General features: G+C 63.2%; 19 protein-coding genes. 4 read left to right on the plus strand and 15 right to left on the minus strand.

Features of this window, described 5'->3' with window-relative positions:
• Positions 1-115: 115 nt before the first annotated feature.
• Positions 116-502, minus strand: coding sequence for a hypothetical protein (locus tag H2509_RS09360; protein WP_182164611.1), 387 nt, complete (start codon positions 500-502; stop codon positions 116-118).
• A 281-nt stretch (positions 503-783) separates the two neighbouring features.
• Here H2509_RS09360 and H2509_RS09365 point away from each other — a divergent pair, with 281 nt between their 5' ends.
• Positions 784-1,236: an Hsp20 family protein gene (locus H2509_RS09365; protein ID WP_182164613.1), complete on the plus strand. Its 453-nt coding sequence runs from the start codon at positions 784-786 to the stop codon at positions 1,234-1,236.
• Positions 1,237-1,310: 74 nt separating this feature from the next.
• Here H2509_RS09365 and H2509_RS09370 read toward each other — a convergent pair whose 3' ends face one another.
• From H2509_RS09370 to H2509_RS09390, 5 genes are all read right to left on the minus strand, one after another.
• A complete protein-coding gene (locus H2509_RS09370; protein WP_182164615.1) occupies positions 1,311-2,342 on the minus strand; it encodes a threonine aldolase family protein in 1,032 nt (343 codons plus the stop codon).
• Between the two features lie 49 nt (positions 2,343-2,391).
• Positions 2,392-2,970: a DoxX family membrane protein gene (locus H2509_RS09375; RefSeq protein ID WP_182164617.1), complete on the minus strand. Its 579-nt coding sequence runs from the start codon at positions 2,968-2,970 to the stop codon at positions 2,392-2,394.
• Between the two features lie 58 nt (positions 2,971-3,028).
• Positions 3,029-3,799, minus strand: coding sequence for an HvfC/BufC N-terminal domain-containing protein (locus H2509_RS09380; protein ID WP_182164619.1), 771 nt, complete (start codon positions 3,797-3,799; stop codon positions 3,029-3,031).
• Positions 3,783-4,673 (minus strand): MNIO family bufferin maturase, encoded by an 891-nt coding sequence (gene bufB, locus H2509_RS09385; RefSeq protein WP_182164621.1) that lies wholly within the window; start codon positions 4,671-4,673, stop codon positions 3,783-3,785. Before bufB ends, H2509_RS09380 begins: the two co-directional genes overlap by 17 nt.
• Before the next feature lie 125 nt (positions 4,674-4,798).
• On the minus strand, positions 4,799-5,098 hold the full coding sequence (locus H2509_RS09390; protein ID WP_182164623.1) for a BufA1 family periplasmic bufferin-type metallophore: 300 nt from the start codon (positions 5,096-5,098) through the stop codon (positions 4,799-4,801).
• A 597-nt stretch (positions 5,099-5,695) separates the two neighbouring features.
• Between H2509_RS09390 and gltB the strand changes: the two genes are divergently transcribed.
• Together gltB and H2509_RS09400 are read left to right on the plus strand one after the other, a co-directional pair.
• Positions 5,696-10,426: a glutamate synthase large subunit gene (gltB, locus tag H2509_RS09395; protein WP_182164625.1), complete on the plus strand. Its 4,731-nt coding sequence runs from the start codon at positions 5,696-5,698 to the stop codon at positions 10,424-10,426.
• A gap of 15 nt (positions 10,427-10,441) precedes the next feature.
• Entirely contained in the window at positions 10,442-11,872 is a 1,431-nt protein-coding gene (locus H2509_RS09400; protein ID WP_182164627.1) for a glutamate synthase subunit beta, read from the plus strand.
• Positions 11,873-11,954: 82 nt separating this feature from the next.
• Here H2509_RS09400 and H2509_RS09405 read toward each other — a convergent pair whose 3' ends face one another.
• The 4 genes from H2509_RS09405 to H2509_RS09420 form a co-directional block, all read right to left on the minus strand.
• Positions 11,955-13,289 carry a methyl-accepting chemotaxis protein gene (locus H2509_RS09405; RefSeq protein WP_182164629.1) on the minus strand — a complete coding sequence of 445 codons (1,335 nt, stop codon included), beginning with the start codon at positions 13,287-13,289 and terminating at the stop codon, positions 11,955-11,957.
• Positions 13,290-13,401: 112 nt separating this feature from the next.
• Entirely contained in the window at positions 13,402-14,472 is a 1,071-nt protein-coding gene (locus tag H2509_RS09410; RefSeq protein WP_456243048.1) for an SGNH/GDSL hydrolase family protein, read from the minus strand.
• A gap of 208 nt (positions 14,473-14,680) precedes the next feature.
• The gene (locus H2509_RS09415) at positions 14,681-15,877 is read right to left on the minus strand and encodes a lytic murein transglycosylase (protein WP_235974825.1); all 1,197 of its coding nucleotides are present in this window, start codon (positions 15,875-15,877) and stop codon (positions 14,681-14,683) included.
• Between the two features lie 182 nt (positions 15,878-16,059).
• Positions 16,060-17,565, minus strand: coding sequence for an outer membrane beta-barrel protein (locus H2509_RS09420; protein WP_182164635.1), 1,506 nt, complete (start codon positions 17,563-17,565; stop codon positions 16,060-16,062).
• Positions 17,566-17,792: 227 nt separating this feature from the next.
• On the opposite strand from H2509_RS09420, the gene H2509_RS09425 reads away from it, so the two are divergent.
• Entirely contained in the window at positions 17,793-18,806 is a 1,014-nt protein-coding gene (locus H2509_RS09425) for a KpsF/GutQ family sugar-phosphate isomerase (protein WP_182164637.1), read from the plus strand.
• 12 nt (positions 18,807-18,818) lie between these two features.
• On the opposite strand, the gene H2509_RS09430 is transcribed toward H2509_RS09425, so the two are convergent.
• The 5 genes from H2509_RS09430 to H2509_RS09450 all read right to left on the minus strand — a co-directional run bounded on the left by H2509_RS09430 (position 18,819) and on the right by H2509_RS09450 (position 24,490).
• On the minus strand, positions 18,819-20,057 hold the full coding sequence (locus H2509_RS09430; RefSeq protein WP_182164639.1) for a phenylacetate--CoA ligase family protein: 1,239 nt from the start codon (positions 20,055-20,057) through the stop codon (positions 18,819-18,821).
• 77 nt (positions 20,058-20,134) lie between these two features.
• Positions 20,135-20,953 carry an ABC transporter ATP-binding protein gene (locus H2509_RS09435; RefSeq protein WP_182164641.1) on the minus strand — a complete coding sequence of 273 codons (819 nt, stop codon included), beginning with the start codon at positions 20,951-20,953 and terminating at the stop codon, positions 20,135-20,137.
• A 137-nt stretch (positions 20,954-21,090) separates the two neighbouring features.
• Positions 21,091-22,410 carry an ABC transporter substrate-binding protein gene (locus H2509_RS09440; RefSeq protein WP_182164643.1) on the minus strand — a complete coding sequence of 440 codons (1,320 nt, stop codon included), beginning with the start codon at positions 22,408-22,410 and terminating at the stop codon, positions 21,091-21,093.
• An 82-nt stretch (positions 22,411-22,492) separates the two neighbouring features.
• Complete coding sequence (locus H2509_RS09445) at positions 22,493-23,569, minus strand: branched-chain amino acid ABC transporter permease (RefSeq protein ID WP_182164645.1); 1,077 nt, start codon at positions 23,567-23,569, stop codon at positions 22,493-22,495.
• A 24-nt stretch (positions 23,570-23,593) separates the two neighbouring features.
• Complete coding sequence (locus H2509_RS09450; protein ID WP_182164647.1) at positions 23,594-24,490, minus strand: branched-chain amino acid ABC transporter permease; 897 nt, start codon at positions 24,488-24,490, stop codon at positions 23,594-23,596.
• Between the last annotated feature and the right edge of the window lie 17 nt (positions 24,491-24,507).

The following is a 24,507-nucleotide window of genomic DNA, read 5'->3' on the forward strand; positions in this document are numbered from 1 at the left end:
AGCCCGCGATGGCGGATTCCTGCTGGTGATACAAGAGCCTGTAGTGGCGGACAACAGCCGAGGGAGCGGGCATCCTAATTCGATGCCCTCCCCTCATGCTCGACAATGGCGACAATTACCAGCCGCGCCCCCATCCATGACCATGGCCGCGACCGTAGCGAAGGAAGGTGCGCCCCAGTACCTCCCCGGAAAAGGCGTCGACGACAAGACGCACCGGGAGATCGCGACGCCCGGAGGCATGGACCACATAGACATTTCCGCGCGGACGGATATCGCGGATGTCCCGATAGCCCTGGCGATGCAGGCGGCGAGCAACCTGACGGGGAGCAAGGCGCTCCCAGCGGCGGCCATGATCGTGCCGGCCCGGCCCGCGCCAGTCGATCGTGATCGTGGAATTGCCGATGGCGATCCCCTTCTGCACTCCATGTGCGCTGGCGGCTTCGGCTGCGCCGACAGACATGACGATGGCAAGCGCAGCGGCAACAACAGACGACTTGAACATGATCTTCACTCCTCGCTGGACGCCGGCATGTCTCGCCGGCTGATGGAGAGGAGAATGCGCAATTGCCTTTGAACCAATCCGGAAGGCCGCGTTCATCTGCCGTTCAGCCACCAAGACGGCAGGCCTTGAAACCCTCCGGGCGAATTCCCAACTCTCGAAGTGCAGGCGCCAGCAGGGAATGAAGTCCCGGGCCTGCGGAAAAGGGCCATGCTCGTCCCGCCTGAACAGGGGGACTTATCGGGCCCGGATCAAACGAATGTTGCTCAACAGGAGGACATGTCATGCGTCATTTCGACTACAGCCCGCTTTACCGTTCCACCGTCGGCTTCGACCGTCTCTTTTCGCTGCTCGACGGCGTGAACAACGATGCCCCCGCCTATCCGCCCTACAATATCGAGCGGACCGGCGAGAACACCTATCGCATCACCATGGCCGTTGCCGGCTTCTCCGAGGCCGACCTCACGATCGAAGCCAAGGAAGGCACGCTCACGGTGAAAGGCGAGCGAGCGCAGGAAAAGGAAGAGCGGGAAGTGCTCTATCGCGGCATCGCGTCCCGTTCGTTCGAGCGGCGCTTCCAGCTTGCGGATTTCCTTGAGGTGAAGGGCGCGAGCCTCGAAAACGGCCTGCTCCATATCGACCTGTTGCGGGAGATCCCGGAAGCGATGAAGCCGCGCAAGATCGAAATTACTGCCGGCTCGTCCAATGCGCCGCAGATTGAAGGCAGTGTAAACTGACGTAGACTTCGACCCGCGAAGCCGCAAACAGCAAGCTGAAGACGATAGCGCGCTGCCCCACGCAGCGCGCTTTTTCACAAGAGCGCCAGAAAGGCGTCCACGTCTTCCCTGCTGGTACGGAAGCTGGCGACAAGCCGCACCATGCTTTCCCCTGCCTCCAGTCCGTCACTTGGCCATTCGTGCATGACGGCGCCCGCAGCCCGAAGCGCGGCTATCTTCTCGCTGGAGAAGACAGCAAAGACTTCATTTGCCTGCGGGGCGATTGCAAGCCTGCCGCTTTCGCTTACATGGATGCCATCGGCGAGCCTGGAAGCCATCGCATTGGCGTGGCGCGCCAAATCCAGCCAATGACCGTCGGCGAGATAGCCCTCGAATTGAGCTGCCGCGAAACGGTTTTTGGATAGATTCTGCCCTCCTCGCATTCTCAGATAACCGAATTGCGCCGCATCCTGCGGATTGAAGAACACCACCGCTTCCGCGCACCAGCAGCCGTTCTTGGTCGCGCCGAAGGACAAGACGTCGACGCCGGCCTTCCAGGTCATTTCCGCCGGGCTTATGTCGAGATGTGCCAACGCATTGGCAAAGCGCGCGCCATCCATGTGAAGCGGCAAGCCGCGGGACGCAGCAACTTCCTTGATCGCCCGGATTTCCTCGGGGCTGTAGATCGTACCGGCCTCAGTCGCCTGGGAAATAGTCACCGCAACCGGTTGGCCATGGTGCACGTCACCGGAGTCGTGTCTCGCAAGCGCCGCGCTCAGAGATTTCGGACTGAATTTGCCATGCGGGCCGGCAAGGGCGACAAGCTTTGCCCCACCCGAGAAGAACTCCGGCGCGCCGCACTCGTCGACGGCCACATGAGATTCGGCGTGACAGAAAATGGTGCCGCCCGGCTTCGCATAAGCCGACAGGGCCAGTGAATTCGCCGCCGTGCCGGTCGCCACGAAGAAGACCGCAACCTCCCTTTCGAAGAGATCGCAGAACCGTTGCGTCACGGCTTCGGTAAGCGGGTCGTTGCCGTAGGCGGGCGCGAAACCCGAGTTATGGCGCGTCAGGGCCGCCATCACGGCGTCCGACGCACCTGCCCAATTGTCGCTAGCGAATATCATGGCTCAAAGAGTTAGAAGACGCGCCGCGTCGTAGCAAGCGGGAAGCGGCTCAATACTGGCGCGCATACCACCAGCGGACGAGCAGGTAATCGAGCGAGATCTTGCCCGCGCCGCGCAACACCAGCACCAGCAGCAGGAATACCCAGAGCAGGCGCTGGTCCGCGATCAGGCCGGTGGGATCCCCGTCGAAGATCGTTCCGATGGTCGCCGCGTCGAGATGATGCCCCGTTATGTCCACATAGGTCATTGCGCCGACGAAGATGATGAAGCCGAGGCTTGCCGCCCGCGTGAAAACGCCCAGCACGATCATGACCGGCAGCAGGATCTCCGCCCAACTCCCGACAAGCACGACAAGGCCGTAGGGCATGAAGGGAATCTGGCTCGTATCGTAGCTGACGGCTTCCATCATTGCGGGGAGGATCTGTGCGTAGGCGCCCGCCGTCGGCTCGAACAAGCCGGCGATACCGGGTCCGAATTTGGTCAGCGCCGACCTCACGAAATAGACCAGAAGCACGGCGGCGAAGACGAACCTTGCCGCCAGGCCGAGAAGCCAGCCTTCCGTCATCCTTTGGATCACGCTGAAGAAGCCCATGTAGAGGCGGACGAAGAAGGAAATGACGAGGGTCATGGCGAGATGATTCTCCGTTCTGACGGAAAGAGATGGATTGCTGTAAGCCAGGAAGGATTCAGGCAGGAGGCAGAAGGCGCAGAAAGGCACCGGTAGAAAGGCACCGCTGCAGGCAGGACGCAAGATCGAAGCTGGCGGCGCCGTCGAATGCCGACGCGATTGCGCTTTCCAGCGCTTCGCCGGCCCCAAGCGCTGCCAGGAAAGCCGCTTCTCCCGGCGCCAGGCGCGTCACAATGACGTCCAGCGCCGGCCGGCTTACCAGCACGTCCTCGCCGCCGGCGGCGGAAAGGTTCGGCATGGCGCCACCAGAGCGATTCGCCTCGACGATCGTGGCGACCGGCCAGCGTGAACGGACGATCCGCGCGGACGGATGCAGGTCGATCCGCGTCGATCCGAGCCGCTCTTGCGGAACAGATCCAAGCTCGCCGGCATCAAGGGGAGTTGCGTCGGCCGCGTGATAGGCGTCCAGCCAGGCCCGCTCGAGACGGGCGGCGTCGCCGAGATAGGGATAATTGGCCAATGGCGGGAAGGCGTCGAGGAAATCGCCGAAGTCGCGGCCATAATCGGCCAGGATTGAAGAAGACGGCGGATGCCGGCGGATGAACTCACGCGCAAGTGCGGCGAAATATTCCTCGCCGACGAGCGCGGAGATCGCCGGAAAAATGGATTTCAGCGCCGCCGTGAGACTGACCGCCACGTTGTTGCGATAAACCGCGAAGCGCTTTTCCGCCGCCTTGCCATTCGGGCCGACCACGCCGGCCGGCACTGGATTGCCGGGTTGCAGCAAGGCTTCGGCGAACTCTTCCTGCAATTCAGGCGGACGCTGCATGTCGCCTGCTCCGCGACACGGACGCCATGATGGCCTCCGCGGCCTGTGCCTGTCCGTAAAGGACAGACCATTCGGGAACATCGTTGTCCCATTCCACCAGGGTCGGCACTTGGCCGACGCGCTCGATCACGCGTTCGTAGAGCGCCCAAACCGCCTCATCGACAGCCCGGTCATGCGCATCGATCAACAAAGGGCCGCCCTCATCGTCGGTGTCGGGCGCATGGCCGCCAAGATGGATTTCACCGACGGCCTCGAACGGAAAGGCATCAAGATAGGCTTCCGGAGAGGTCTGGTGATTGACCGCGGATACGTAGACATTGTTGACGTCAAGCAGCAGGCCGCAGCCGGTACGCGAGACCACTTCCCGCAGGAAATCGAGCTCGCTCATCGAACTCTGCTCGAAGGCGACATAGGTCGAGGGATTCTCCAGCAGCATCCGCCGGCCAAGCGCTTCCTGCACCTGGTCTATATGGTCACAGACCCGATCGAGCGTTTCCCGGTCGTAGGGAACGGGCAGCAGGTCGTTGTAATAGGCCGTGTCATGCGTCGACCAGGCGAGATGCTCGGAAAAGAGGCCGGGCTCGTATCGCTCCGCCACTTGCCTCAGGCGGGAGAGGTGCGCGCCGTCCAGCGGCCCCAGCGCGCCGATCGACAGGCCGACGCCGTGCAGGGAGATCGGATAGGCGTCGCGGATGGCCGACAGGTAAGCGTGCGGCGGCCCGCCGGCTCCCATATAGTTTTCGGCGTGGATCTCGAAGAAACCGATATCGGGCCGCTGATCCAGGATGGCGTGGTAATGTTCCGCCTTCAGGCCGACACCCGCCCTCGCGGGCAATCCAGCCTCGACAAGCCAAGCCCTGCCGTTACCTGCCATTCCCTGCTCCGTTCCGTCTGTTGTCAGGCGTCGCCGACGATGCTGCCTCACCACGAAGAATAACCGGAAGGCACACGGCTTGCGCCTCCCGGCTCCGGCGCAGGCCGGGCGAATGAACTTGCCGATCAGCCTTGCGGCAGATCCCGGTCGAGCGGCTCCAGCGAGCCCACGCGACCGTCCGGCAGTTCGATCGAGGCGCATGTTCCCTTCGGAACGAGCGTCCAGGCATTGCCCTGATAGTCGATCTTGGACGTGCCGGCGCAGGACGTGCCCGGCCCCGCAGCGCAATCGTTCTTGCCGGCGAGCGAGACGCCGTAGCACTTCTCTTTTGCCTCGGCCTGCGCTCCGGTCGGCGCGGCGATGCCGGCAAGTGCGGTTGCGACAGCGCCGGCAACAATGACTGCGGAAAGGGTCTTCTGGTTCATTCCGATCTCCTGTTCACTCGACTGCCGAGCGGAGAAGTTTTGCAACAAAGCGGACGACGGCAAGAAAATTACCTGACGTCATCGCCGCCTTGGACTTTGCCGGACTTGCCGCCTCAATAGGAAATCAAAGCGCCGTGACGGCATATCGATCCTTCTTTGACTTTTCCGTCATGACCTCTTTCGCCGGCAGGATCGGGACACGACGGACATTTTATTGCCCGCCGAAGAGCCGCGGGCGATCGAAAGTGACAATTCCGGCGCTCGGCACGAAAGAAATATATTATAAAGTACCCGGAAGCGACTTGCCCCTGTAAGGGAAATCTGGCATTGTTCGCGCGATTAGATAGGACAGGATTGCTGTCCTATCTTGAAGTCACCCGACAAATCCGTGAGGATGGCGCCACAGGGTACGGTTCCAGGAGGATCGCGACCGCGGCGAGCTGCCGGACGGAGATCGAGGGTGGGCCGGCGGCGGAATGGCACGATTTCTCCGGCGGCTTTATGCTTCGGCAATGGGAAGTGCGGGGTTTGGACGGTTGCGGTCGGCTTCCGATGCGCGGACGGACGCTTCGCCGGAGGCTCGAAAGTGAGGGCGCAATGAGCAGGATCGACAGGACGACGCAGGCGGGTGGGTTTGACGGGGTTTCCAAGACCGCGACCACGAAAACGCGCGGCGTTGCCGATCGAACCCGCCTTGCCGCCCGAAACGGCCTTTACAATCCATCCAAGGAACATGATGCCTGCGGCGTCGGCTTCATTGCCCATATGAAGGGCGAGCAGTCCCACCGCATCATCACGGACGGCCTGCGGATTCTCGAGAACCTGACGCATCGCGGCGCCGTCGGCGCCGATCCGCTGATGGGCGACGGTGCGGGCATGCTGACCCAGATCCCGCATGCCTTCTTCGCGGAGGAAGCGCGGGCGGCCGGGTTCGAGCTTCCCGAGCCGGGATCTTACGGCGTCGGCTTTCTTTTCCTGCCGCAGGACGACGCGCTGCGCGCGAAATGCGAAGCGATCGTCGAGCGGGTGATCGCCGCCGAAGGGCAGAAGCTGCTTGGCTGGCGCGACGTGCCGACCGACAATTCCTCCCTGTCCAAGTCGCCCGATATCGTGGCGACTGAGCCGCGCTCGCGGCAGGTGTTCATCGCCGCCGAGGGGTTAGCGGATCAGACGGCGTTCGAGCGGCGCCTGTACGTTCTTCGCAAGGTGATTTCCAACGCCATTCGCGCAGAGACGGACGCAACCAGCCACGGCTTCTACGTCGTCTCGCTGTCGAGCCGGACCATCGTCTACAAGGGCATGTTCCTCGCCTATCAGCTCGGCGCCTATTATCGCGACCTGACGGATCCGCGCTTCGCGTCCGCCCTGGCGCTCGTCCACCAGCGCTTTTCCACCAACACCTTCCCGTCCTGGGAACTGTCCCATCCCTACCGGATGGTCGCCCATAACGGCGAGATCAACACGCTGCGCGGCAACGTCAACTGGATGGCCGCCCGGCAGGCATCCGTTTCCTCGCCGCTGTTTGGCGGCGACATCGACAAGCTGTGGCCGATCTCCTACGAGGGGCAATCGGACACGGCCTGCTTCGACAATGCGCTCGAATTCCTTGTGCAGGGCGGTTACTCGCTGGCTCACGCCGCGATGATGCTCATCCCGGAAGCCTGGGCCGGCAACCCGCTGATGGACGAAAACCGCCGCTCCTTCTACGAGTATCATGCCGCGATCATGGAGCCGTGGGACGGCCCGGCGGCGGTCGCCTTCACGGACGGTCGCCAGATCGGCGCGACCCTCGACCGAAACGGCCTGCGTCCGGCACGCTACGTCGTGACCGACGACGACCTGGTCATCATGGCCTCGGAAGTCGGCGTCCTGCCGATCGCGGAAGAGAAGATCGTCCGCAAGTGGCGCCTGCAGCCGGGCAAGATGCTGCTCATCGACCTTGAAGAAGGGCGCATCATTTCCGACGACGAGATCAAGCGCCAGCTCTCCACGGCCAATCCCTACAAGGACTGGCTGCACCGCTCGCAGATCGTACTGGAGGATATGCCGGCCGTGCGCCAGCGCGCGCCGGTGGCGGCGGAAAGCCTGCTCGATCGCCAGCAGGCCTTCGGCTACACGCAGGAAGACATCAAGCTCCTGATGCAGCCGATGGCGACCGTCGGCCAGGAAGCCATCGGCTCGATGGGCACCGATACGCCGATCTCGGCGCTCTCAGACAAGTCGAAGCTGCTCTACACTTACTTCAAGCAGAATTTTGCCCAGGTGACGAACCCGCCGATCGACCCGATCCGCGAGGAACTCGTCATGAGCCTCGTCTCCTTCATCGGCCCGCGCCCGAACCTCTTCGACCTTGAGGGCATTTCCACCCACAAGCGTCTGGAAGTGCGCCAGCCGATCCTCACCAACGAAGACCTGGAAAAGATCCGCGCCATCGGGGACATTGCCGACAACCAGTTCTCCGCCAAGACGCTGGACATCACCTATTCCGCCGACAAGGGGGCCGACGGCATGGAGCCGGCGGTGAAGACCCTTTGCGAAAACGCGGAAAAGGCGGTGAAGAACGGCTATAACATCATCATCCTGTCCGACCGGCTGATCAGCCGCGCCCGTATCGCCATCCCGGCGCTGCTGGCCACGGCAGCGGTGCACAACTACCTGATCCGCAAGGGTCTTCGCACCTCGGTCGGTCTCGTCGTCGAGACGGGCGAAGCGCGCGAGGTGCATCATTTCTGCGTGCTTGCCGGCTATGGCGCGGAAGCGATCAACCCCTATCTCGCCTTCGAGACGCTCCTTGCGATGCATCAGGAGATGGAGTTCCCGGCCGAGGTCGACGAGCACGAAATCGTCCATCGCTACATCAAGTCGATCGACAAGGGCATCCTGAAGGTGATGTCCAAGATGGGCATCTCCACCTACCAGTCCTATTGCGGTGCCCAGATCTTCGACGCGGTCGGCCTGTCGAGCGCATTCGTCGAGAAATACTTCTTCGGTACGGCGACCACGATCGAGGGTATCGGCCTTGGCGAAGTGGCGGAAGAGACCGTCCTTCGCCATCAGACTGCTTTTTCCGACGTGCCGGTGCTGCGCCGTTCGCTTGAGGTCGGCGGCGAGTATGCCTATCGCATGCGCGGCGAAGACCACATGTGGACGCCGGACAATATCGCATTGCTCCAGCACGCGGTGCGCGCCAACCTGCCCGACACCTACCGGGAATATTCCCGCGAGGTGAACGAAGAGCAGGGACGCTATTCGATCCGCGGCCTTTTCCGCATCAAATCGGCGGAGGAGATCGGCAAGGCTCCCGTCTCCATCGACGAGGTGGAGCCTGCAGCCGATATCGTGAAGCGGTTCGCGACCGGCGCCATGTCCTTCGGCTCGATCTCGCGGGAGGCGCATACCACCCTGGCAATCGCCATGAACCGGATCGGCGGCAAGTCGAATACCGGTGAGGGCGGCGAGGAGGCGGAACGCTTCAAGCCGTTGCTCAACGGCTCGATGAATCCGGAGCGCTCGGCGATCAAGCAGGTTGCCTCCGGCCGCTTCGGCGTGACGACGGAATATCTCGTCAATTCCGATATGATCCAGATCAAGGTGGCGCAAGGTGCAAAGCCCGGCGAAGGCGGTCAGTTGCCCGGCCACAAGGTTGACGCGGTCATCGCCAAGGTGCGCCATTCCACGCCGGGCGTCGGCCTGATTTCGCCCCCGCCGCATCATGACATCTATTCCATCGAGGATCTGGCCCAGCTGATCTTCGACCTGAAGAACGTCAATTCCTCCGCCGATATTTCCGTGAAGCTCGTCTCGGAAGTCGGCGTGGGAACGGTTGCCGCTGGCGTTGCCAAGGCGCGCGCCGATCACATCACCATCTCCGGCTACGACGGGGGAACGGGCGCCTCGCCACTGACCTCCATCAAGCACGCCGGCAGCCCCTGGGAGATGGGTCTCGCCGAAACCCAGCAGACCCTGGTGCTGAACGGATTGCGGTCTCGCGTCGCCCTTCAGGTCGATGGCGGGCTGCGGACAGGCCGCGACGTCATCATCGGCGCGATGCTGGGCGCGGACGAGTTCGGCTTCGCCACCGCGCCGCTGATTGCGGCAGGCTGCCTGATGATGCGCAAGTGCCATCTCAATACCTGTCCGGTGGGCATCGCCACGCAGGACCCGGTCCTTCGCAAACGCTTCAAGGGCGCGCCCGAGCACGTCATCAACTTCTTCTTCTTCGTGGCGGAAGAAGTGCGCGAGCTGATGGCCAGCCTCGGCATCCGCAAGCTGGACGAATTGGTCGGCCGCTCCGACTATCTCGACAAGCAGGCGGCAATCGACCACTGGAAGGCGCGTGGCCTGGACTTCAGCCGCATCTTCTTCCGCCCGGAGGCGGAGGACAGCGAGATCCGCTGGACCGAGCTGCAGAAGCACCCGATCGACGACATTCTCGACCGCAGGCTGATCGCGAAAGCCGGGCCCGCGCTCGAAAGCAAGACGCCGGTCGTCATCGAGGAGGAGATCCGCAACATCGACCGCTCCGCCGGTGCGATGCTGTCGGGCGAGGTCGCCAGGCGCTTCGGCCACAAGGGCCTGAAGCCCGACACCATTACCGTGAAGCTGACCGGCACCGCCGGCCAGAGCTTCGGCGCCTTCGTGGCGCGCGGCGTGACGATGGACCTGGTCGGCGACGCCAACGACTATGTCGGCAAGGGCCTTGCCGGCGGGCGCGTGGTCATCCGGCCGAACCCGGCCTGTGCGGCCGATCCCGACTACTCGATCATCGCCGGCAATACCGTTCTCTACGGGGCAACCGAAGGCGAATGCTACATCCGCGGCATCGCGGGCGAGCGCTTCGCGGTCCGCAATTCCGGCGCCCTCGCCGTCGTGGAGGGTGTGGGCGATCACGGCTGCGAATATATGACCGGCGGCGTGGTGGTCGTGCTTGGCTGGACAGGCCGCAACTTCGCGGCCGGCATGTCGGGCGGTGTGGCCTATGTGCTGGACGAGGACGGCACGTTCCGCAATCGCTGCAATCTGGCGATGGTCGATATTGAGCCGGTGCCGGAAGAAGACGACCTTCTGGAGAAGCTCCATCACCATGGCGGCGATATCGAGCACAAGGGTCGCGTCGACCTGACGGCCGACATGTCGCGCCATGACGACGAGCGGCTCCGGCAGCTGATCTCGAACCACATCCGCTACACGGATTCGGCCTGGGCGAAGGAAATTCTCGCCAACTGGGAGACCTTCCGGCCGAAATTCGTGAAGGTGATGCCGGTCGAATATCGCCGGGCTCTCCGCGAGATGGAAGAAAAGCGCCTTGGCATGGCGGCGGCGGAATAAGGGGACGTAAGCTTTATGGGTAAGGTCACCGGATTTCTCGAAATCGACCGGCAGGATCAGAAGTATCAGCCGGCGTCCGACCGCATTCGCCATTTCCGCGAATTCACGCTGCCGCTCGCCGACAAGGACGTGGAGCGGCAGGCCGCGCGCTGCATGGATTGCGGCATCCCCTATTGCCACGGGCCGACGGGTTGCCCGGTCCATAACCAGATCCCGGACTGGAACGACCTCGTCTATAACGGCGACTGGGAACTGGCCGCGCGCAACCTGCATTCCACCAACAATTTCCCTGAATTCACCGGCCGCATCTGCCCCGCGCCCTGCGAGGAAGCCTGCACGCTGAACCTGGAGGACGTGCCGGTTGCCATCAAGACGGTCGAGCAGGCGATCGCCGACAAAGCCTGGGCCGAAGGCTGGATCAAGCCCGAGCCCGCGCGCGAGCGCACCGGCAAGACGGTTGCCGTCGTCGGCTCCGGCCCGGCCGGAATGGCGGCTGCCCAACAGCTCGCCCGCGCAGGCCATACCGTGCATGTCTACGAGCGGGAGCCGAAGGCGGGCGGCCTGCTTCGCTACGGCATTCCCGACTTCAAGATGGAAAAGCACTTTATCGACCGCCGCGTGAAGCAGATGGAGGGCGAAGGCGTCACCTTTCATTACGGCGTCAATGTCGGCGTCACGGTGACGATCGGGGAACTGCGCGAGCGTCACGACGCCGTGTTGCTCACGGCCGGCGCCGAGCGGCCGCGCGATCCGGGCCTGGGCGGCATGGATCTGCAGGGATGCCATTGGGCGATGCCCTTCCTGGTGCAGCAGAACCGCCGCGTCGGCGGCGAGGACGTTTCACGGGAAGCGCCGCTATGGGCCGGCGGCAAGCACGTGGTGGTGATCGGCGGCGGCGACACGGCATCGGACTGCATCGGCACCTCGTTCCGCCAGGGAGCCCTCTCCGTCACCCAGCTCGACATCCGCCCGATGCCGCCGCTGAAGGAAGACAAGCTGACAATCTGGCCCTACTGGCCGACGAAGTTCCGCACTTCCTCCTCGCAGGCGGAAGGCGCGGAGCGCGAATTCTCGGCCGCAACGCTTGAGATCGTGGGTGAGGACGGGCATGTGACGGGCGTCAAATGCGCCCGCGTCGATGAAAGGCGCAAGCCGATCCCGGGAACGGAATTCATCCTGCGCGCGGATCTGGTGCTGATCGCCATCGGTTTCGCCGGGCCCGATCAGACCACCTTCATCAAGGAGTTGGGCGACGGATTGAAGAGCGACGCCCGCACCAACATAGCCGCCAACACGGACGACTACATGACCTCCGTCGACAAGGTCTTCGCCGCCGGCGACATCCGCCGCGGTCAGTCGCTGGTCGTATGGGCGATCCGTGAGGGAAGGCAGGCGGCACGTTCCATCGACATCCAGCTCACCGGATCGTCGAACCTGCCGCGGTAAGATCCGCGGCGGTGTATGGTGTCACGGAAACGGCCTGAGAAATCCTCCGGCCGTTTCCTTGCTTTCACAATGGGTGCGAGGGTCACGCGGCCCGGATGTTCGACAGGAACCCGCTGACCTGTTGCTGAAGGTCGCCGGAAAGCGCCGCCAGTTCTCCGGACGCTTCCCGCATCAGTTCGGAAGCGGCCCGGGTCGTATCGGAAGTACGACTGAGTTCTTCCATGTTGGATGTGACGCTGCGCGTGCTCTGCGTTGCAAATTCCACGCTCTGGGAGATCTCGCCCGTTGCGGCCATCTGCTTCTGCACCGCGCCGAGGATCGTGTCGGAAATCTCGTTGATGCGCTCGATCGTCGCCGCAATCGTGCGGATCGCTTCGACTGCCTGATCGGCAACCGTCTGCACGGATGCCACCTGGCCCGCGATTTCTTCCGTCGCCTTGGAGGTCTGGCCGGCCAGGACCTTCACCTCGTTCGCGACGACGGCAAAGCCCTTGCCCATCTCGCCCGCGCGAGCCGCCTCGATCGTCGCATTGAGCGCAAGGAGGTTGGTCTGGTCGGCGATCTGATTGATCAACTCGACCACCTCGCCAATGGCTCTGCCGGACTCCGCCAGCCTGCCGACGATCGCATCCGTTGAGCGGGCCTCTTCGACGGCTTTGGACGCCATCTCCGCGGCCAGCCGCATTTCCCGGCCAATCTCGCCGATGGACGTTGCCATCGCCTCGGCGGCGTCCGAAGCCATTTCGACGGAACTGGAGGCTTCTACCGCAGCCTCGCTGGCATTTCCCGCAACCTGCGTCGAGGCGTTCACCGCCTTGCCCAGCGCATTGGCGTTGTCGCCGACCTTGCCCGCGGCACTCGCAAGCGTGCGCACCACGCCCATCACGGATGCTTCGAACCTGTCGGCGACTTCCTTCAGCGCTTCCTTTCGCTGCCCCTCCATCTGGCTCTGGTGGCGAAGCTGCATGCTTGCATCCTCTTCCGCCTTGCGGACGAGGTTGGCACGGAAATTCACGACCGAACGCGCGATCGAACCGATCTCGTCGCTCCTGTCGGCACCAGCGATCGCAACCTCGAGATCGCCTTCCGACAAGCGGTCGAGTCCCTTTTGCAGAGCGGACAACGGGCGCTTGATCCCGAGACCCAGATACACCGCACCCGCCAGGAACAACGCCCCGACCGGGAGGCAGACCAATGCGATCTGGACGACTTCCTCCAGAATCAATGAATCGATGTGGGACGAAGCCCGGGCGCCGGTCAGCAGGGCTGCCTGAGCCGGGTCGGACAGTCGCTCGGCGAGCAGTTCGCGAAACATGAACAGAGCGTAACCGCTGCCCGCCAGCATGATAACGGCGGCGCTTGCGACCATCACAAGAAACCGGCCGAGGATGGACATCGTCCACCGCACTTCACCCATTGTCCGTCCCCATGTGCACAGAACGGAGCTATTTGAATTCTTAATAGTGAATATTAAGTAGCTTTGATCCCGCGATGCCCAATTTTCCGGGCTTTCCGGCAAATGTCGCGGTTCAGCGCAGCCGGTAATCGTCGATACGGCCAATCACCGGCGCCAAAGCTTCGCCTTTCACGATCAAGCGGTGCTGGACGGTGTCCGCCACGGGGGGCGGCAAACCTTCCTCGCCGCCGGCAAGCTCGGTTTCCGGCGATGTGGTGCGGCCGGTGAGCACGATGAAATTCGGATCATCCTCCACGCCATCGAAAGCGAAGGCACCGGATGGACCGATGACACGGGCAATTTCTCGCTCGCAGAAGAACGCTACCTTGCGATTGCCGGGCCAGGTGAAGCCGACGCCGCTCTTCGGCCGCAGCTGGCGCCGCGTTCCCTCCACATCCGGCCCGTACGACGTGTATTTGCCGTCCTCCCCCATGAAGACGTCCCAGATATCGACGAATATGCCGTCGGCCGCCTCCACCCGCGCCTTGGTCAGTTCGTTGAGATAAACGAGATTGACGCGGTTCTGCGGCCCCTTGGTCGGCGGCAGGCTTACCCAGATGAGAGGGCGTTTCTGGAAGCGGACCGCCTTGGCAAGCTTGTCGATGCGCCGCTTATAGGCCTCCTCCCAGGCGGGTGTCTTGAATTCGAGCGTCGCGCCGCCTTCCACGAGATCGCGGGCATCGCCCGCGCCGGTGAAGATCACCACGACCGAGATGTCCCGCCCCTGGAGCGCCTGCGTCACGCGGGTCGGATAATCGGGCTCCGGCTGGTCCGACAGGCCGTTATTCGCGAAGATCAGCTTATCGACCTTGATCGACGGCGTTTTCGCATAGGCGGCAACGAGCCCGTCGTTCAGACCGTCGGCAAGAAAATCGCCGACCACCAGAACAGTACGGGCATCCTCGTCCTTGGGGTCTTCCACGACCACGGGCTTGGCCGGTTCCCGCCTGGCTTGCTGTTTGCGCTTTGCCGGTTCTTCCTGCTGCGGCCGTTCGCGCTTGCGGCTGCCACCATCGATCCCGAACAGGCGGAAAAGCGGGCGCAACGGATTGAAGCCCGACGATTCCCTTTGCCCCTGCTGGGCATAGGCGGGCTCAGGCATGACGGTGAGCGTCACGGGCAGGCTCAGCATCAGCGCGAGCACGAAGGTCAAAGCTCCTCCGCAAATATGCCTCGCAAACCTGCTCACGCCCGTCTCCCTCAGTCCGCTTGGAGTGTATTTCCTTCAGGTGGGATCACCTGAAGGACAGGAATGTCCTCCTGCCGACAGCGCACTATCATAAAACGTCCGGCGGCCGGACGAAAACATCCAGCCGCCGCTATTCGAAGAAATCCCGGTGGTGGGACCGGCTTCAGCCGTCCGAGCGGATCGCCTGAAGCAGGATAACCGACGCATAGCCATCGGGCACGAGACCGACCGCGCGCTGATAGGCCATGATCCCACGCCGGGTTGCGGGACCTACCATGCCGTCGGCCTCACCCACGGAAAACCCCCTCCGGTTCAGGAGGTTCTGCAGGTCAACCGTCTGCTCCCGCGATAGCGGCAATGCATTGAGTGGCCAGGCGGTGCGCAGCGGCTCGCCGCCACGGATACGGTCCGCGAGATGGCCGACGGCCAGCGCATAGGCATTCGCGTTGTTGTAGCGCTTGATGACGAAGAAATTCTTCAGCATCAGGAAGGCAGGCCCGTTGGCTCCTGCGGGCAGTATCAGCTCGGCACGATCATCCGGACGCGGAAAACTGCGGCCCCCGGTTCGCGTCACGCCATGCCTTGCCCATTCGGCCAGGGACAATGTCGTTTCGCCGTCGGCGAGACCGTAATTGAAGCCACGCGGCAGCGTAACCTCATAGCCCCAGGTCTTGCCCGAAACCCAGCCATGCTGTTTCAGGTAGTTGGCTGTCGAGGCAAGAGCGTCCGGCACGTTCGTCCAGATATCGTGGCGGCCATCGCCGTCATAATCGGCGGAAAAGCGCTTCCAGCTCGTCGGCATGAACTGCGTATGCCCCATGGCGCCGGCCCAGGACCCCTCCATGTCCGCGGGCCTCACATGCCCCGCCTGGATGATGAGAAGAGCAGTCACCAGTTCCTGCTGCCAGAAGGACTGGCGGCGCGGCGCGGCGTAGGCAAGCGTGGCGAGCGCGCGAACGACATAGTGCTCGCCCTTGAAGCTGCCATAGTTGGTTTCCATGCCCCAGACGGCCAGCACCACTTCCTTGTCGACGCCGAACCGGCGTTCGATGCGGGAGAGAACCTCGGCATAGTCCTTCAGCATCTGCCGGCCGGTCTCCACGCGGGTATCGGAGACTGCCGAACCCAGGTAATCCCAGATCGGCTTCACGAACTCCGACTGCTTTTCCATCAGCCGGATCGTATCGGCGTCCGGTGTCAGACCGGATAGGGCGGCGTCATATGTCGCGCGCGACACGCCGGCGGCATGCGCGGTCGGCCAGAAACTGGCTACCCATCGCTCAAAGCTGCGGTCGGCGAGCGCCTTGCCTGGAAAGGCTGCTCCAAGCGCCAGCACCGCGCCGAAAAGAAGTGATGCCATCCGCCCGTTCCGCCGGGCGCGCTTGTCGCTGGCAGATACCATCATGATCCAATCTTCCCCTCCAGGGGCCGCGCCCACGATCCGCTCGCTTTTCTCAAGCAGCACATCGTGTCCGAAGCGTGGCCGTTCAAAATCTGTCCTCTTCCTCCAGTGCGGCGATCCGCCCGGCGGAAGTTCCTGTTTCAATGCCGGAATCGCAATCCGGCCTCTATCGTGTTCGCGTCGTAGTCACCGCCTGCCTGCGTCGTGTCGAAGCGGTGGAAGGTGTAGCGCGTCTGCAGCGCAATGTTGCTGGCGAACGCCCAGGTAAGGGCGGCGGTAGCTGTCGTGTCGCGCTCTTCGAGGAAGATCCCTTCGTAGCGGCGCAGCGAATATCCGACACCCGCCTCCACGGCGAGATCGTCGGACAGGGAATGCGAGAGAACGAGATCTCCCGAATAGATGATCGAACCCGACGCACCAACGATTGTCGTTCCTTCGAACGTCGTATCGACGCTGGCCGTAACGGTGGTCAGGCGTGTCGGCGACCAGATCAGCGAGCCGTCGACCAGAAGGCCCTGCAGGTTGTCGAGGCCTTGCTCTTCCAGGTATTCGACGCGCCAGCCGGCGCCCAGTTCGCCACGAAGCTTGGGGCCGGCATCGAGCGTCAGGCCGCCGCGCAGGGCATAGCCGGTCGAATCGCGATCCTCGCAGCCGGGCACCCCGGTGCAGCCTTCGACATAGTGTCGGCCAAGCAGCGAGCCCTCGACGAAGGGCGCAGCCGTTGCCCCGCTCAACCCGTCCAGTCGAAGGCTTGCGGCGGCCACCACGTTGTCTCGGTCGCCGACCGAACCCGGCACGTCGACGCCCACATAGGTCGTATAGTCGGCGTCGGCACCCGCCGTTACACCGACAAGGCCGACGTCGCGGCTGAGCCGGAGGCCGAGGCCGAGTTCGTGCACGTCCTGATTCGTGCCGCTCGCTTCCGCGGTTCCGCGCTCCTCGGTCGAGAACGTGTAGCGACCGATCACGTCGGCAACGGTCTCGTCGCTGAGATCGAGCCGGAGATCGGCGTTGGCATTGAAGAACGGGTCGTTGTCCGAGGGTTCCTGCGGGAACCCGGTGAAACTGCCGCGCAGCGAAACGCCGAGTTCATGCCGCGACCAGTTGGAGGTCGCCCTGAGGCTTGGAGCGACGCGATAGTAGCCGCCAGGCGAACCGCCAGCCGCCCCGGCGGCATTGTCCGTCCATCCAAGCCCGGTAAAGAGTTCCGAATAGAGCAGGAACGTCCCCGCTCTCAGTCCTTGCGCCTGGTCGCGAATGGTATCGCCCCCAAATACGCCGTCCTGCTCCGGAGTGCTTTCCCCTGCTGTCGGGAGCTGTCGGTTCAGCGCACGCAATCTCTCCGAAAACGGCTGGACAGGCCGCGTTCGCCCGCCAGGGGCCAATTGCTCCACGGCCTCGCCGGTCGAAGCGAGCGGCAAGGCGGAAGAGCTTCCGCCATTCGGTCCGCCGCTATCGGTCGTACCGACATCCGACGCGGGGTCTATGGCGTCAAAGGGCTCTTCGCCCGCCGCAATAAGGCCCGTATCGCCTGCATCAATGGCTCCGCGCAGGCCGGCATCCTGCGCCCGCGCGGCAAGCGGCGGCAAGCCCGCCAAAGGCAGGCTCAGTGCGAGGAATAGAAAATGATTGCGAAGACGGAACATCGCCTGACCAATCGAACCGGACCATGCGGGCCGACCCGCAAGCACAGCTCGATCATCGATCGTTAGGGTTAATACACCCTTTCGAGGAGCCAACTTCGATGACGCGATGCAACCTGGACTGAGCGTTCGGACATCATTGCCTCCCGTATAGAGGGTTGTCGATGTCGGAACCCTGGTCTATTGAGGCGCATTCGCCGTCGGGCACGGCAAGATGCAGGAAAACGAGAATGGAAACCCAAGGATCGGCTGTCGTATCGGGGTCTGGAAGCGAACAGGATGACCTGCCGATCGCCTCCGCCTTGCGGACCGTTTCCACGGAATTCGCGGGTCTGCAAGCCCTCCAGACGGCATTGACCAACGGTCTGGGCGGCCCGTTCCGGACAGCAGTCGATCTGATCCTGAACCTCAAAGGCCGCGTCATCGTCACCGGCATCGGCAAGAGCGGCCATATCGGCGTCAAGCTGGCGGCAACGCTCGCTTCAACGGGTACACCCGCGTTCTTCGTTCATGCTTCCGAAGCGAGCCACGGCGATCTCGGCATGGTCACCCCGGACGATGCGGTCATCGCGATTTCCTGGTCCGGCGAGACCCAGGAACTGGCGAGCATTATCGCCTATACGCGCCGCTTCAAGGTGCCGCTCATCGCGCTGACGTCGCGGCGCGAAAGCTCGCTCGGGTCGGCCGCCGACCTGGTGCTGGAACTTCCGCGCGTCACGGAAGCTTGCCCGCATGGTCTGGCGCCCACTGCCTCGACGATCATCCAGATGTCTCTCGGCGATGCCCTGGCAATCGCCCTGCTTGAATCCCGCGGCTTCACGGCCCAGGACTTCGGCGTGTTTCATCCGGGCGGCAAACTCGGCGCCAGCCTCAAGCATGCCCGCGATATCATGCATCGGAACGACATGATGCCGCTCGCCGGCGAGGATACGGCCATGGGCGATGCCATCGTGCTGATGACACAAAAGGGCTTCGGCGTCCTTGGCATTCTGGATACTGCGGGCGAGCTTGTCGGCATCATCACGGACGGCGACCTGCGCCGCCACCTGCGCTCCAACCTGCTCGATATGAAGACAACCGATGTCATGACCAAAGCGCCAAGGACGATCGGGCCGGACATGCTGCTTGCGTCGGCGGTGGAATTCATCAACGCCGCGTCGATTACCGCCGTTTTCGTGGTCGAGGACCGCAAGCCCGTCGGCATCATCCATCTGCACGACCTGCTGCGCAGCGGCGCTGCCTAGGACCAATCGGCCTCAGTCGTATTTCCGCTCATCGGCGATGACCTTGCCGTCGTTCGGCAAGGTGCCAGGCGTCACTCTTTCCACCGCGCCCTTGAGCTTGGTGATATCGCGAAGGGTATCGGCGATGGCCGCGCCGAGCCCGCTATCTTCCGCATTGCTTTCATAGCGCAGCCGCATCACGTCCTGCTCGCCCGACCGTTCCACGATCAGGCGCGCTTTCGCGATTTCCGGGTGGCGGCGGATTATTTCCGCGACCTGCTTCGGATCGACGAACATGCCCTTGATCTTGGTGCGCTGATCCGCCCTGCCGAGCCAGCCCTTGAGGCGCATGTTGGTGCGCCCGCAGGGCGAAGCGCCCGATACGACCGCGGAGAGATCGCCGGTTCCCAGGCGGATCATCGGATAGGTCCGGTTGAAGCCGGTGACGACGATCTCGCCCACCTCGCCGTCCGGCACCGGATCGCCCGTGCCGGGCCGCACGATTTCGACGATGTATTCCTCATTGACGACCATGCCTTCGTCGATCGCCGTTTCATAGGCGATGACACCAAGTTCGGCCACGGCATAGCACTGGCGCACCGTTACGCCTCGTTCGGCATATTCGGCCCTGAGCGAGGGAAACAGCGCTCCGCCCGAGACAAGGCCCTTGGTGATGGAAGACACATCCATGCCCGCCTCGTCACCCTTGTCGAGCAGCACCTTGAGGTAGTCGGGCGTGCCTGTGTAGCCCGTCGGCCGGAGGCGGCTGATCGCTTCAAGCTGCATCTCCGTGTTGCCGACGCCGGCTGGAAAAACCGCGCAGCCAAGAGCCCGCGCGCCGTGGTCGAGGATGAAGCCGCCCGGTGTCAGGTGATAGGAGAACGTGTTGTGAACGATATCGCCGCGCCGGAACCCGGCGGCAAAGAGCGCTCGCGCCCCATTCCACGGATCGGCGCCCTCGCCTTGCGGCTCGAACAGCGGCCCCGGCGACAGGAACACTCGCCCGAAACTTGCCGGCTCGCCAGCCACGAAACCGCCGAATGGCGGCATTTCCGCCTGCGCTTCAAGCAATTCCGGTTTCCGGATCACCGGCAGGTGCGCAAGGGCCGAGCGCGACGTCAACGTTTCCGGATTGACGCCGGCAAGATGCCGCTCCCAGCCTTCGGCATTGGCTGCGGCATGCGCGACCAGGCCCGGAAGACGACGGAAAAGATCGGCCTCGCGCTCGTCTTGGCTCCTGGTTTCCAGGCTATCGAAGTGCTCGCCGGTCATGACTGATGCTTCGCCCGCGCTACGAGCGTCCTCTCGATGGCAGATACTCTTTCTGATGTCCCGGCTGCGACGGTCGGTCAGGCCAGCCAGCGCTTGCGCCGCTTGTAGTGCTTGACTTCGCGGAACGACTTGCGTCCCTCGCCGCCGACGCCGAGATAGAACTCCTTGACGTCCTCGTTCTCCCGCAGCGCCTTGGCGTCGCCGTCGAGCACGATGCGCCCGGCTTCCAGGATATAGCCATAGGTGGCGTAGCGGAGCGCGACATTCGTGTTCTGCTCGGCAAGAAGGAACGAAACGCCCTCCTTCTCGTTCAGAACCTTGACGATCTCGAAGATCTCCTCGACCAGCTGCGGTGCCAGGCCCATCGACGGCTCGTCGAGCAGGATCATGTTCGGACGGCTCATCAGCGCCCGGCCGATCGCGCACATCTGCTGCTCTCCGCCCGACGTATAGCCCGCCAGGCTGGAGCGCCGCTCGCGCAGGCGCGGGAAATAGTCATAGACCATCTCGAGGTCGGCCTTGACCGCGCCCGCTCCGTCCTTGCGGGTATAGGCGCCGGTCATCAGGTTTTCCTCGACGGTCAGGTGGCCGAAGCAGTGGCGTCCCTCCATCACCTGGATGCAGCCACGGCGAACGAGATCGTTCGGCGAGAGCGCCTCTACCTGCTCCTCCTTGAAGACGATCGACCCCTTGGTCACTTCGCCGCGTTCGGCGCCAAGCAGGTTGGACACGGCCTTCAGGGTTGTCGTCTTTCCGGCACCGTTCGCGCCGAGCAGGGCCACGATGCCGCCTGCCGGAACGGTGAGCGAGACACCTTTCAACACCAGGATGACATGATCGTAGATCACTTCGATGTTGTTCACCGACAGGATCGGCTGCGCGGACGTCTCACTCATTGTCAGCTCCAGGCTCTCCGGTATCGGGACCGGCCGGATCGTTGCTTTTCTTCATTGTCGCCGCCGACCCTTGCTGGGGCCGGTCCGGCTGAATCCGGTGGGCTGGCGCGGCCCTTTGTCGGGCCGCGCCGAACCGCTTAGTTGCACTCACGCGGGGTGATGTTGTTTTCCTTCGCGTAGGCTGCGGCATCTTCCGCGATCAGCGGATCGATGATGCTGCGGTCGGGCTCGATGCCGGTCGCGATCACCTTCCACTGCCCGGCACCCGCATCCCACTGCTGGATCAGCGAGGTACCCGGATTGGAGTGGGTGGCGCAGGACAGCTTCACCGGATAGGTGAAGTTCGGCAGGCCGAGTTCGGCGAGGCGTTCCTCGGACACGTCGAGAGCTTCGAGGCCGTCACGCACGTCCTTGCCGCGGATCTCGTTCGAACCCTTGATTTCCATCGCCTTGCGAATGGCTTCCACGGTCCAGACAGCCGCGATCAGGCCGCGGTTGTAGAGCACCTCGCCGACGCGATCGCGGTCACCCGCACCCTTGCCGGCGTCATAGACCTTGGAAAGGATTTCCTGATGCAGCGGGAAGTCCGCGCCCGGCGCATGGAAGCCCGCGGAGAGGTAGCCGTTCGCGTCGGCACCGGCCGGCAGCACGTCCTGTTCGGAACCGGACCACCACACGCCGATGAAACGATCCATCGGGAAGCGGATGGAGGCGGCTTCCTTGATCGCCACCTGGTTCATCACGCCCCAGCCCCACATGAAGACCCAGTCCGGACGCAGGCGCCGGACCTGCAGCCAGGTCGCCTTCTGTTCCTGGCCGGGATGATCGACAGGCAGGAGCTCAAGCTTGAAGCCGTGCTTCTTTCCGAGTTCCTCGAGCGTGCGGATCGGCTCCTTGCCGTAAGCGGAGTTGTGATAGACGAGCGCGATCGTCTTGCCGCTGAGCTTGTCGAGGCCGCCCTCGATCGCACCGGCGTAGTTCACCATGCCCGAGGCAACGTCCCAGTAGGTTCCCGGAGGATTGAAGATCCACGGGAAGACCTTGCCGTCGGCGGCCGATGTGCGGCCATAGCCCATGGTGAAGATCGGGATTTCGTCAACGGCTGCCTTCGGGATCAGCTGATAGGAGATACCCGTCGAAAGCGGCTGGTAGACGAGAGCGCCGGACTCGCCCTGACCCTTGGTGTTTTCGTAGCATTCAACGCCCTGCTGGGTGTTGTAGGCGGTTTCGCATTCGATCAGGTTGACATGCGCGCCGTTGATGCCGCCGTCCCGCTCGTTCAGCAGCGTGAAGTAATCCGCATAGCCGTTGGCAAAGGGAATGCCGCTGGGGGCATAGGGGCCCGTGCGGTAGACGAGCGAGGGAACGGTCAGCTCATAGGCCGAGACGGCGGAGATCGCCAGCGGCGCAGCTACCGCCAATGCGGCAAGGCCAGTCGCCAAATTCCTGAGTTTCATCCCTAATTTCCTCCCTAGGGTTCAGTCTGTCAGGTGAATGAGTTCCAAGTCGCGGCTTGTGGGGTTTGTGTTTTCGCGCAACTCAGTACGGGAAGGGCCAGAGCCGGAGCTTCTCCTTGGTGATCTGCCAAAGTCGCGCAAGCCCGTGCGGCTCGACGATCAGGAAGAAGATGATGAGAAGCCCCATCAGCATGATTTCGACGTGCTTGGCGAAGACAGGCAGCAGTCCCATGCCGTCGACCATCGCGTTCTTCAGCATGATCGGCATCAGCACCAGGAACGTCGCGCCGAGGAACGAGCCGAGGATGGATCCAAGGCCGCCGATGATCACCATGAAGAGCACGAGGAACGAGACGTTGATCGAAAAGGCTTCCGTCACTTCCACCGCGCCGAGATAGACGGCGAACAGCAGGGAACCGGCCATGCCTACATAGAAGGACGAGAAGGCGAAGGCGGAAAGCTTCGTCTGCAGCGGCCGCACGCCGATCAGTTCGGCGGCGATGTCCATGTCGCGAATGGCCATCCAGTTGCGCCCGATCCGCCCGCGAACCACGTTCTTGGCAACCAGCGCGAAGAACGCGAGGAAGCCGAGGCAGAACAGGTACTTGACCCAGGGAAGCGCCGTGGGACCGGTGACCGTCAACCCGAAGATCGCGCGGTCGGGAGCGCTGATCTGGCCGGTCGCCGAATAATTGTAGAACCAGCCGACCTTGTTGAAGAGCCAGATCAGGAAGAACTGCGCCGCAAGCGTGGCCACCGCGAGATAGAAGCCCTTGATGCGCAGGCTCGGCAGACCGAACATCACACCCACCAGGGCCGTGATCCCGCCCGAGAGCAGCACCACGAACACGATATTGAGTTCCGGGAACGACGTCATGAGCTTGTAGGAGGCAAAGGCTCCCACCGCCATGAAGCCGCCGGTGCCGAGCGAGATCTGCCCGCAATACCCGACGAGGATATTCAGGCCGAGCGCGGCAAGACCGTAGATCAGCAGCGGCAGGAATACCGCGTTCGTCCAGTAGTCGTTGACCAGAAAGGGGACGGCGATGAAGGCAATCGCGGCGAATGCGATCACCACCCATTTATCCTGGGCAATCGGGAAGATCGCCTGGTCGGCCGCGTAGGTCGTCTTGAATTGACCGGCCTCACGATAGAGCATGAGCGTTTTCCTTACCTTGCCCTGTTACACGCGTTCGATGATGCGTTCGCCGAAGAGACCCTGCGGACGGACCAGCAGGAAGGCGAGCGCCAGCATGTAGGCGAACCAGTTTTCGATCGCCCCGCCGACCATCGGACCCACATAGATCTCGGCGACCTTTTCGCCGACGCCGATGATCAGGCCGCCGACGATGGCGCCGGGGATCGAGGTGAAGCCGCCCAGGATCAGCACCGGCAGTGCCTTCAGCGCGATCAGCGACAGGGAGAACTGCACGCCGGACTTCGAGCCCCACATGATGCCGGCGACGAGGGCGACGATGCCCGCGACCGACCACACGATGACCCAGATGGAACGCAGCGAGATGCCGACCGAAAGGGCCGCCTGGTGATCGTCGGCCACCGCGCGCAGCGCCCGTCCCACGCGCGTCTTCTGGAAGAAGACCGCAAGCACCGTCACCAGCAGCGCCGCGGTAACGGCGGCAACCACCTCGAGCTTCTCGACATAGATGTCGAAACTGTCGAGCATCCAGTCGGAGGCACCCGAAGGCAGGCCGATGTTGAGCACCTTGACGTCGGAGCCCCACAGCAGGTCGCCGAAACCTTCCAGGAAATAGGCCAGGCCGATCGTTGCCATGAACAGGATGATCGGTTCCTGGTTCACCAGATGGCTGAGCACGAAGCGCTCGATCACCCAGGCCAGAGCCACCATCACGCCTACCGTCAGCACGAAGGAAACGGGCCAGGGAACACCGGTCTTTTCCATGATGCCGACAAAAGTCAGCGCCGCGAAGAGGCACATGACGCCCTGCGCGAAATTGAAGATTCCCGAAGCCTTGAAGATCAGCACGAAGCCGAGCGCCACGAGCGAATACATCACGCCCGCCATCAGGCCGGAAAGTACGGTCTCGATAAAGAATGTCATACTGCCGCCCTATCCTC

Origin of the sequence: Stappia albiluteola (assembly GCF_014050225.1) — a bacterium.
Classification (GTDB): domain Bacteria; phylum Pseudomonadota; class Alphaproteobacteria; order Rhizobiales; family Stappiaceae; genus Hongsoonwoonella; species Hongsoonwoonella albiluteola.

Bases quoted from the DNA above. Each gene is read 5' to 3' on its own strand.
- H2509_RS09450 (WP_182164647.1), bottom strand. From the start codon at position 24,490: ATGACATTCTTTATCGAGACCGTACTTTCCGGCCTGATGGCGGGCGTG.
- H2509_RS09365 (WP_182164613.1), top strand. From the start codon at position 784: ATGCGTCATTTCGACTACAGCCCGCTTTACCGTTCCACCGTCGGCTTC.
- H2509_RS09390 (WP_182164623.1), bottom strand. From the start codon at position 5,098: ATGAACCAGAAGACCCTTTCCGCAGTCATTGTTGCCGGCGCTGTCGCA.
- H2509_RS09360 (WP_182164611.1), bottom strand. From the start codon at position 502: ATGTTCAAGTCGTCTGTTGTTGCCGCTGCGCTTGCCATCGTCATGTCT.
- H2509_RS09420 (WP_182164635.1), bottom strand. From the start codon at position 17,565: ATGTTCCGTCTTCGCAATCATTTTCTATTCCTCGCACTGAGCCTGCCT.
- H2509_RS09425 (WP_182164637.1), top strand. From the start codon at position 17,793: ATGGAAACCCAAGGATCGGCTGTCGTATCGGGGTCTGGAAGCGAACAG.
- H2509_RS09415 (WP_235974825.1), bottom strand. From the start codon at position 15,877: ATGGCATCACTTCTTTTCGGCGCGGTGCTGGCGCTTGGAGCAGCCTTT.
- gltB (WP_182164625.1), top strand. From the start codon at position 5,696: ATGAGCAGGATCGACAGGACGACGCAGGCGGGTGGGTTTGACGGGGTT.
- H2509_RS09370 (WP_182164615.1), bottom strand. From the start codon at position 2,342: ATGATATTCGCTAGCGACAATTGGGCAGGTGCGTCGGACGCCGTGATG.
- H2509_RS09375 (WP_182164617.1), bottom strand. From the start codon at position 2,970: ATGACCCTCGTCATTTCCTTCTTCGTCCGCCTCTACATGGGCTTCTTC.
- H2509_RS09435 (WP_182164641.1), bottom strand. From the start codon at position 20,953: ATGAGTGAGACGTCCGCGCAGCCGATCCTGTCGGTGAACAACATCGAA.
- bufB (WP_182164621.1), bottom strand. From the start codon at position 4,673: ATGGCAGGTAACGGCAGGGCTTGGCTTGTCGAGGCTGGATTGCCCGCG.
- H2509_RS09430 (WP_182164639.1), bottom strand. From the start codon at position 20,057: ATGACCGGCGAGCACTTCGATAGCCTGGAAACCAGGAGCCAAGACGAG.
- H2509_RS09440 (WP_182164643.1), bottom strand. From the start codon at position 22,410: ATGAAACTCAGGAATTTGGCGACTGGCCTTGCCGCATTGGCGGTAGCT.
- H2509_RS09380 (WP_182164619.1), bottom strand. From the start codon at position 3,799: ATGCAGCGTCCGCCTGAATTGCAGGAAGAGTTCGCCGAAGCCTTGCTG.
- H2509_RS09445 (WP_182164645.1), bottom strand. From the start codon at position 23,569: ATGCTCTATCGTGAGGCCGGTCAATTCAAGACGACCTACGCGGCCGAC.
- H2509_RS09400 (WP_182164627.1), top strand. From the start codon at position 10,442: ATGGGTAAGGTCACCGGATTTCTCGAAATCGACCGGCAGGATCAGAAG.
- H2509_RS09405 (WP_182164629.1), bottom strand. From the start codon at position 13,289: ATGGGTGAAGTGCGGTGGACGATGTCCATCCTCGGCCGGTTTCTTGTG.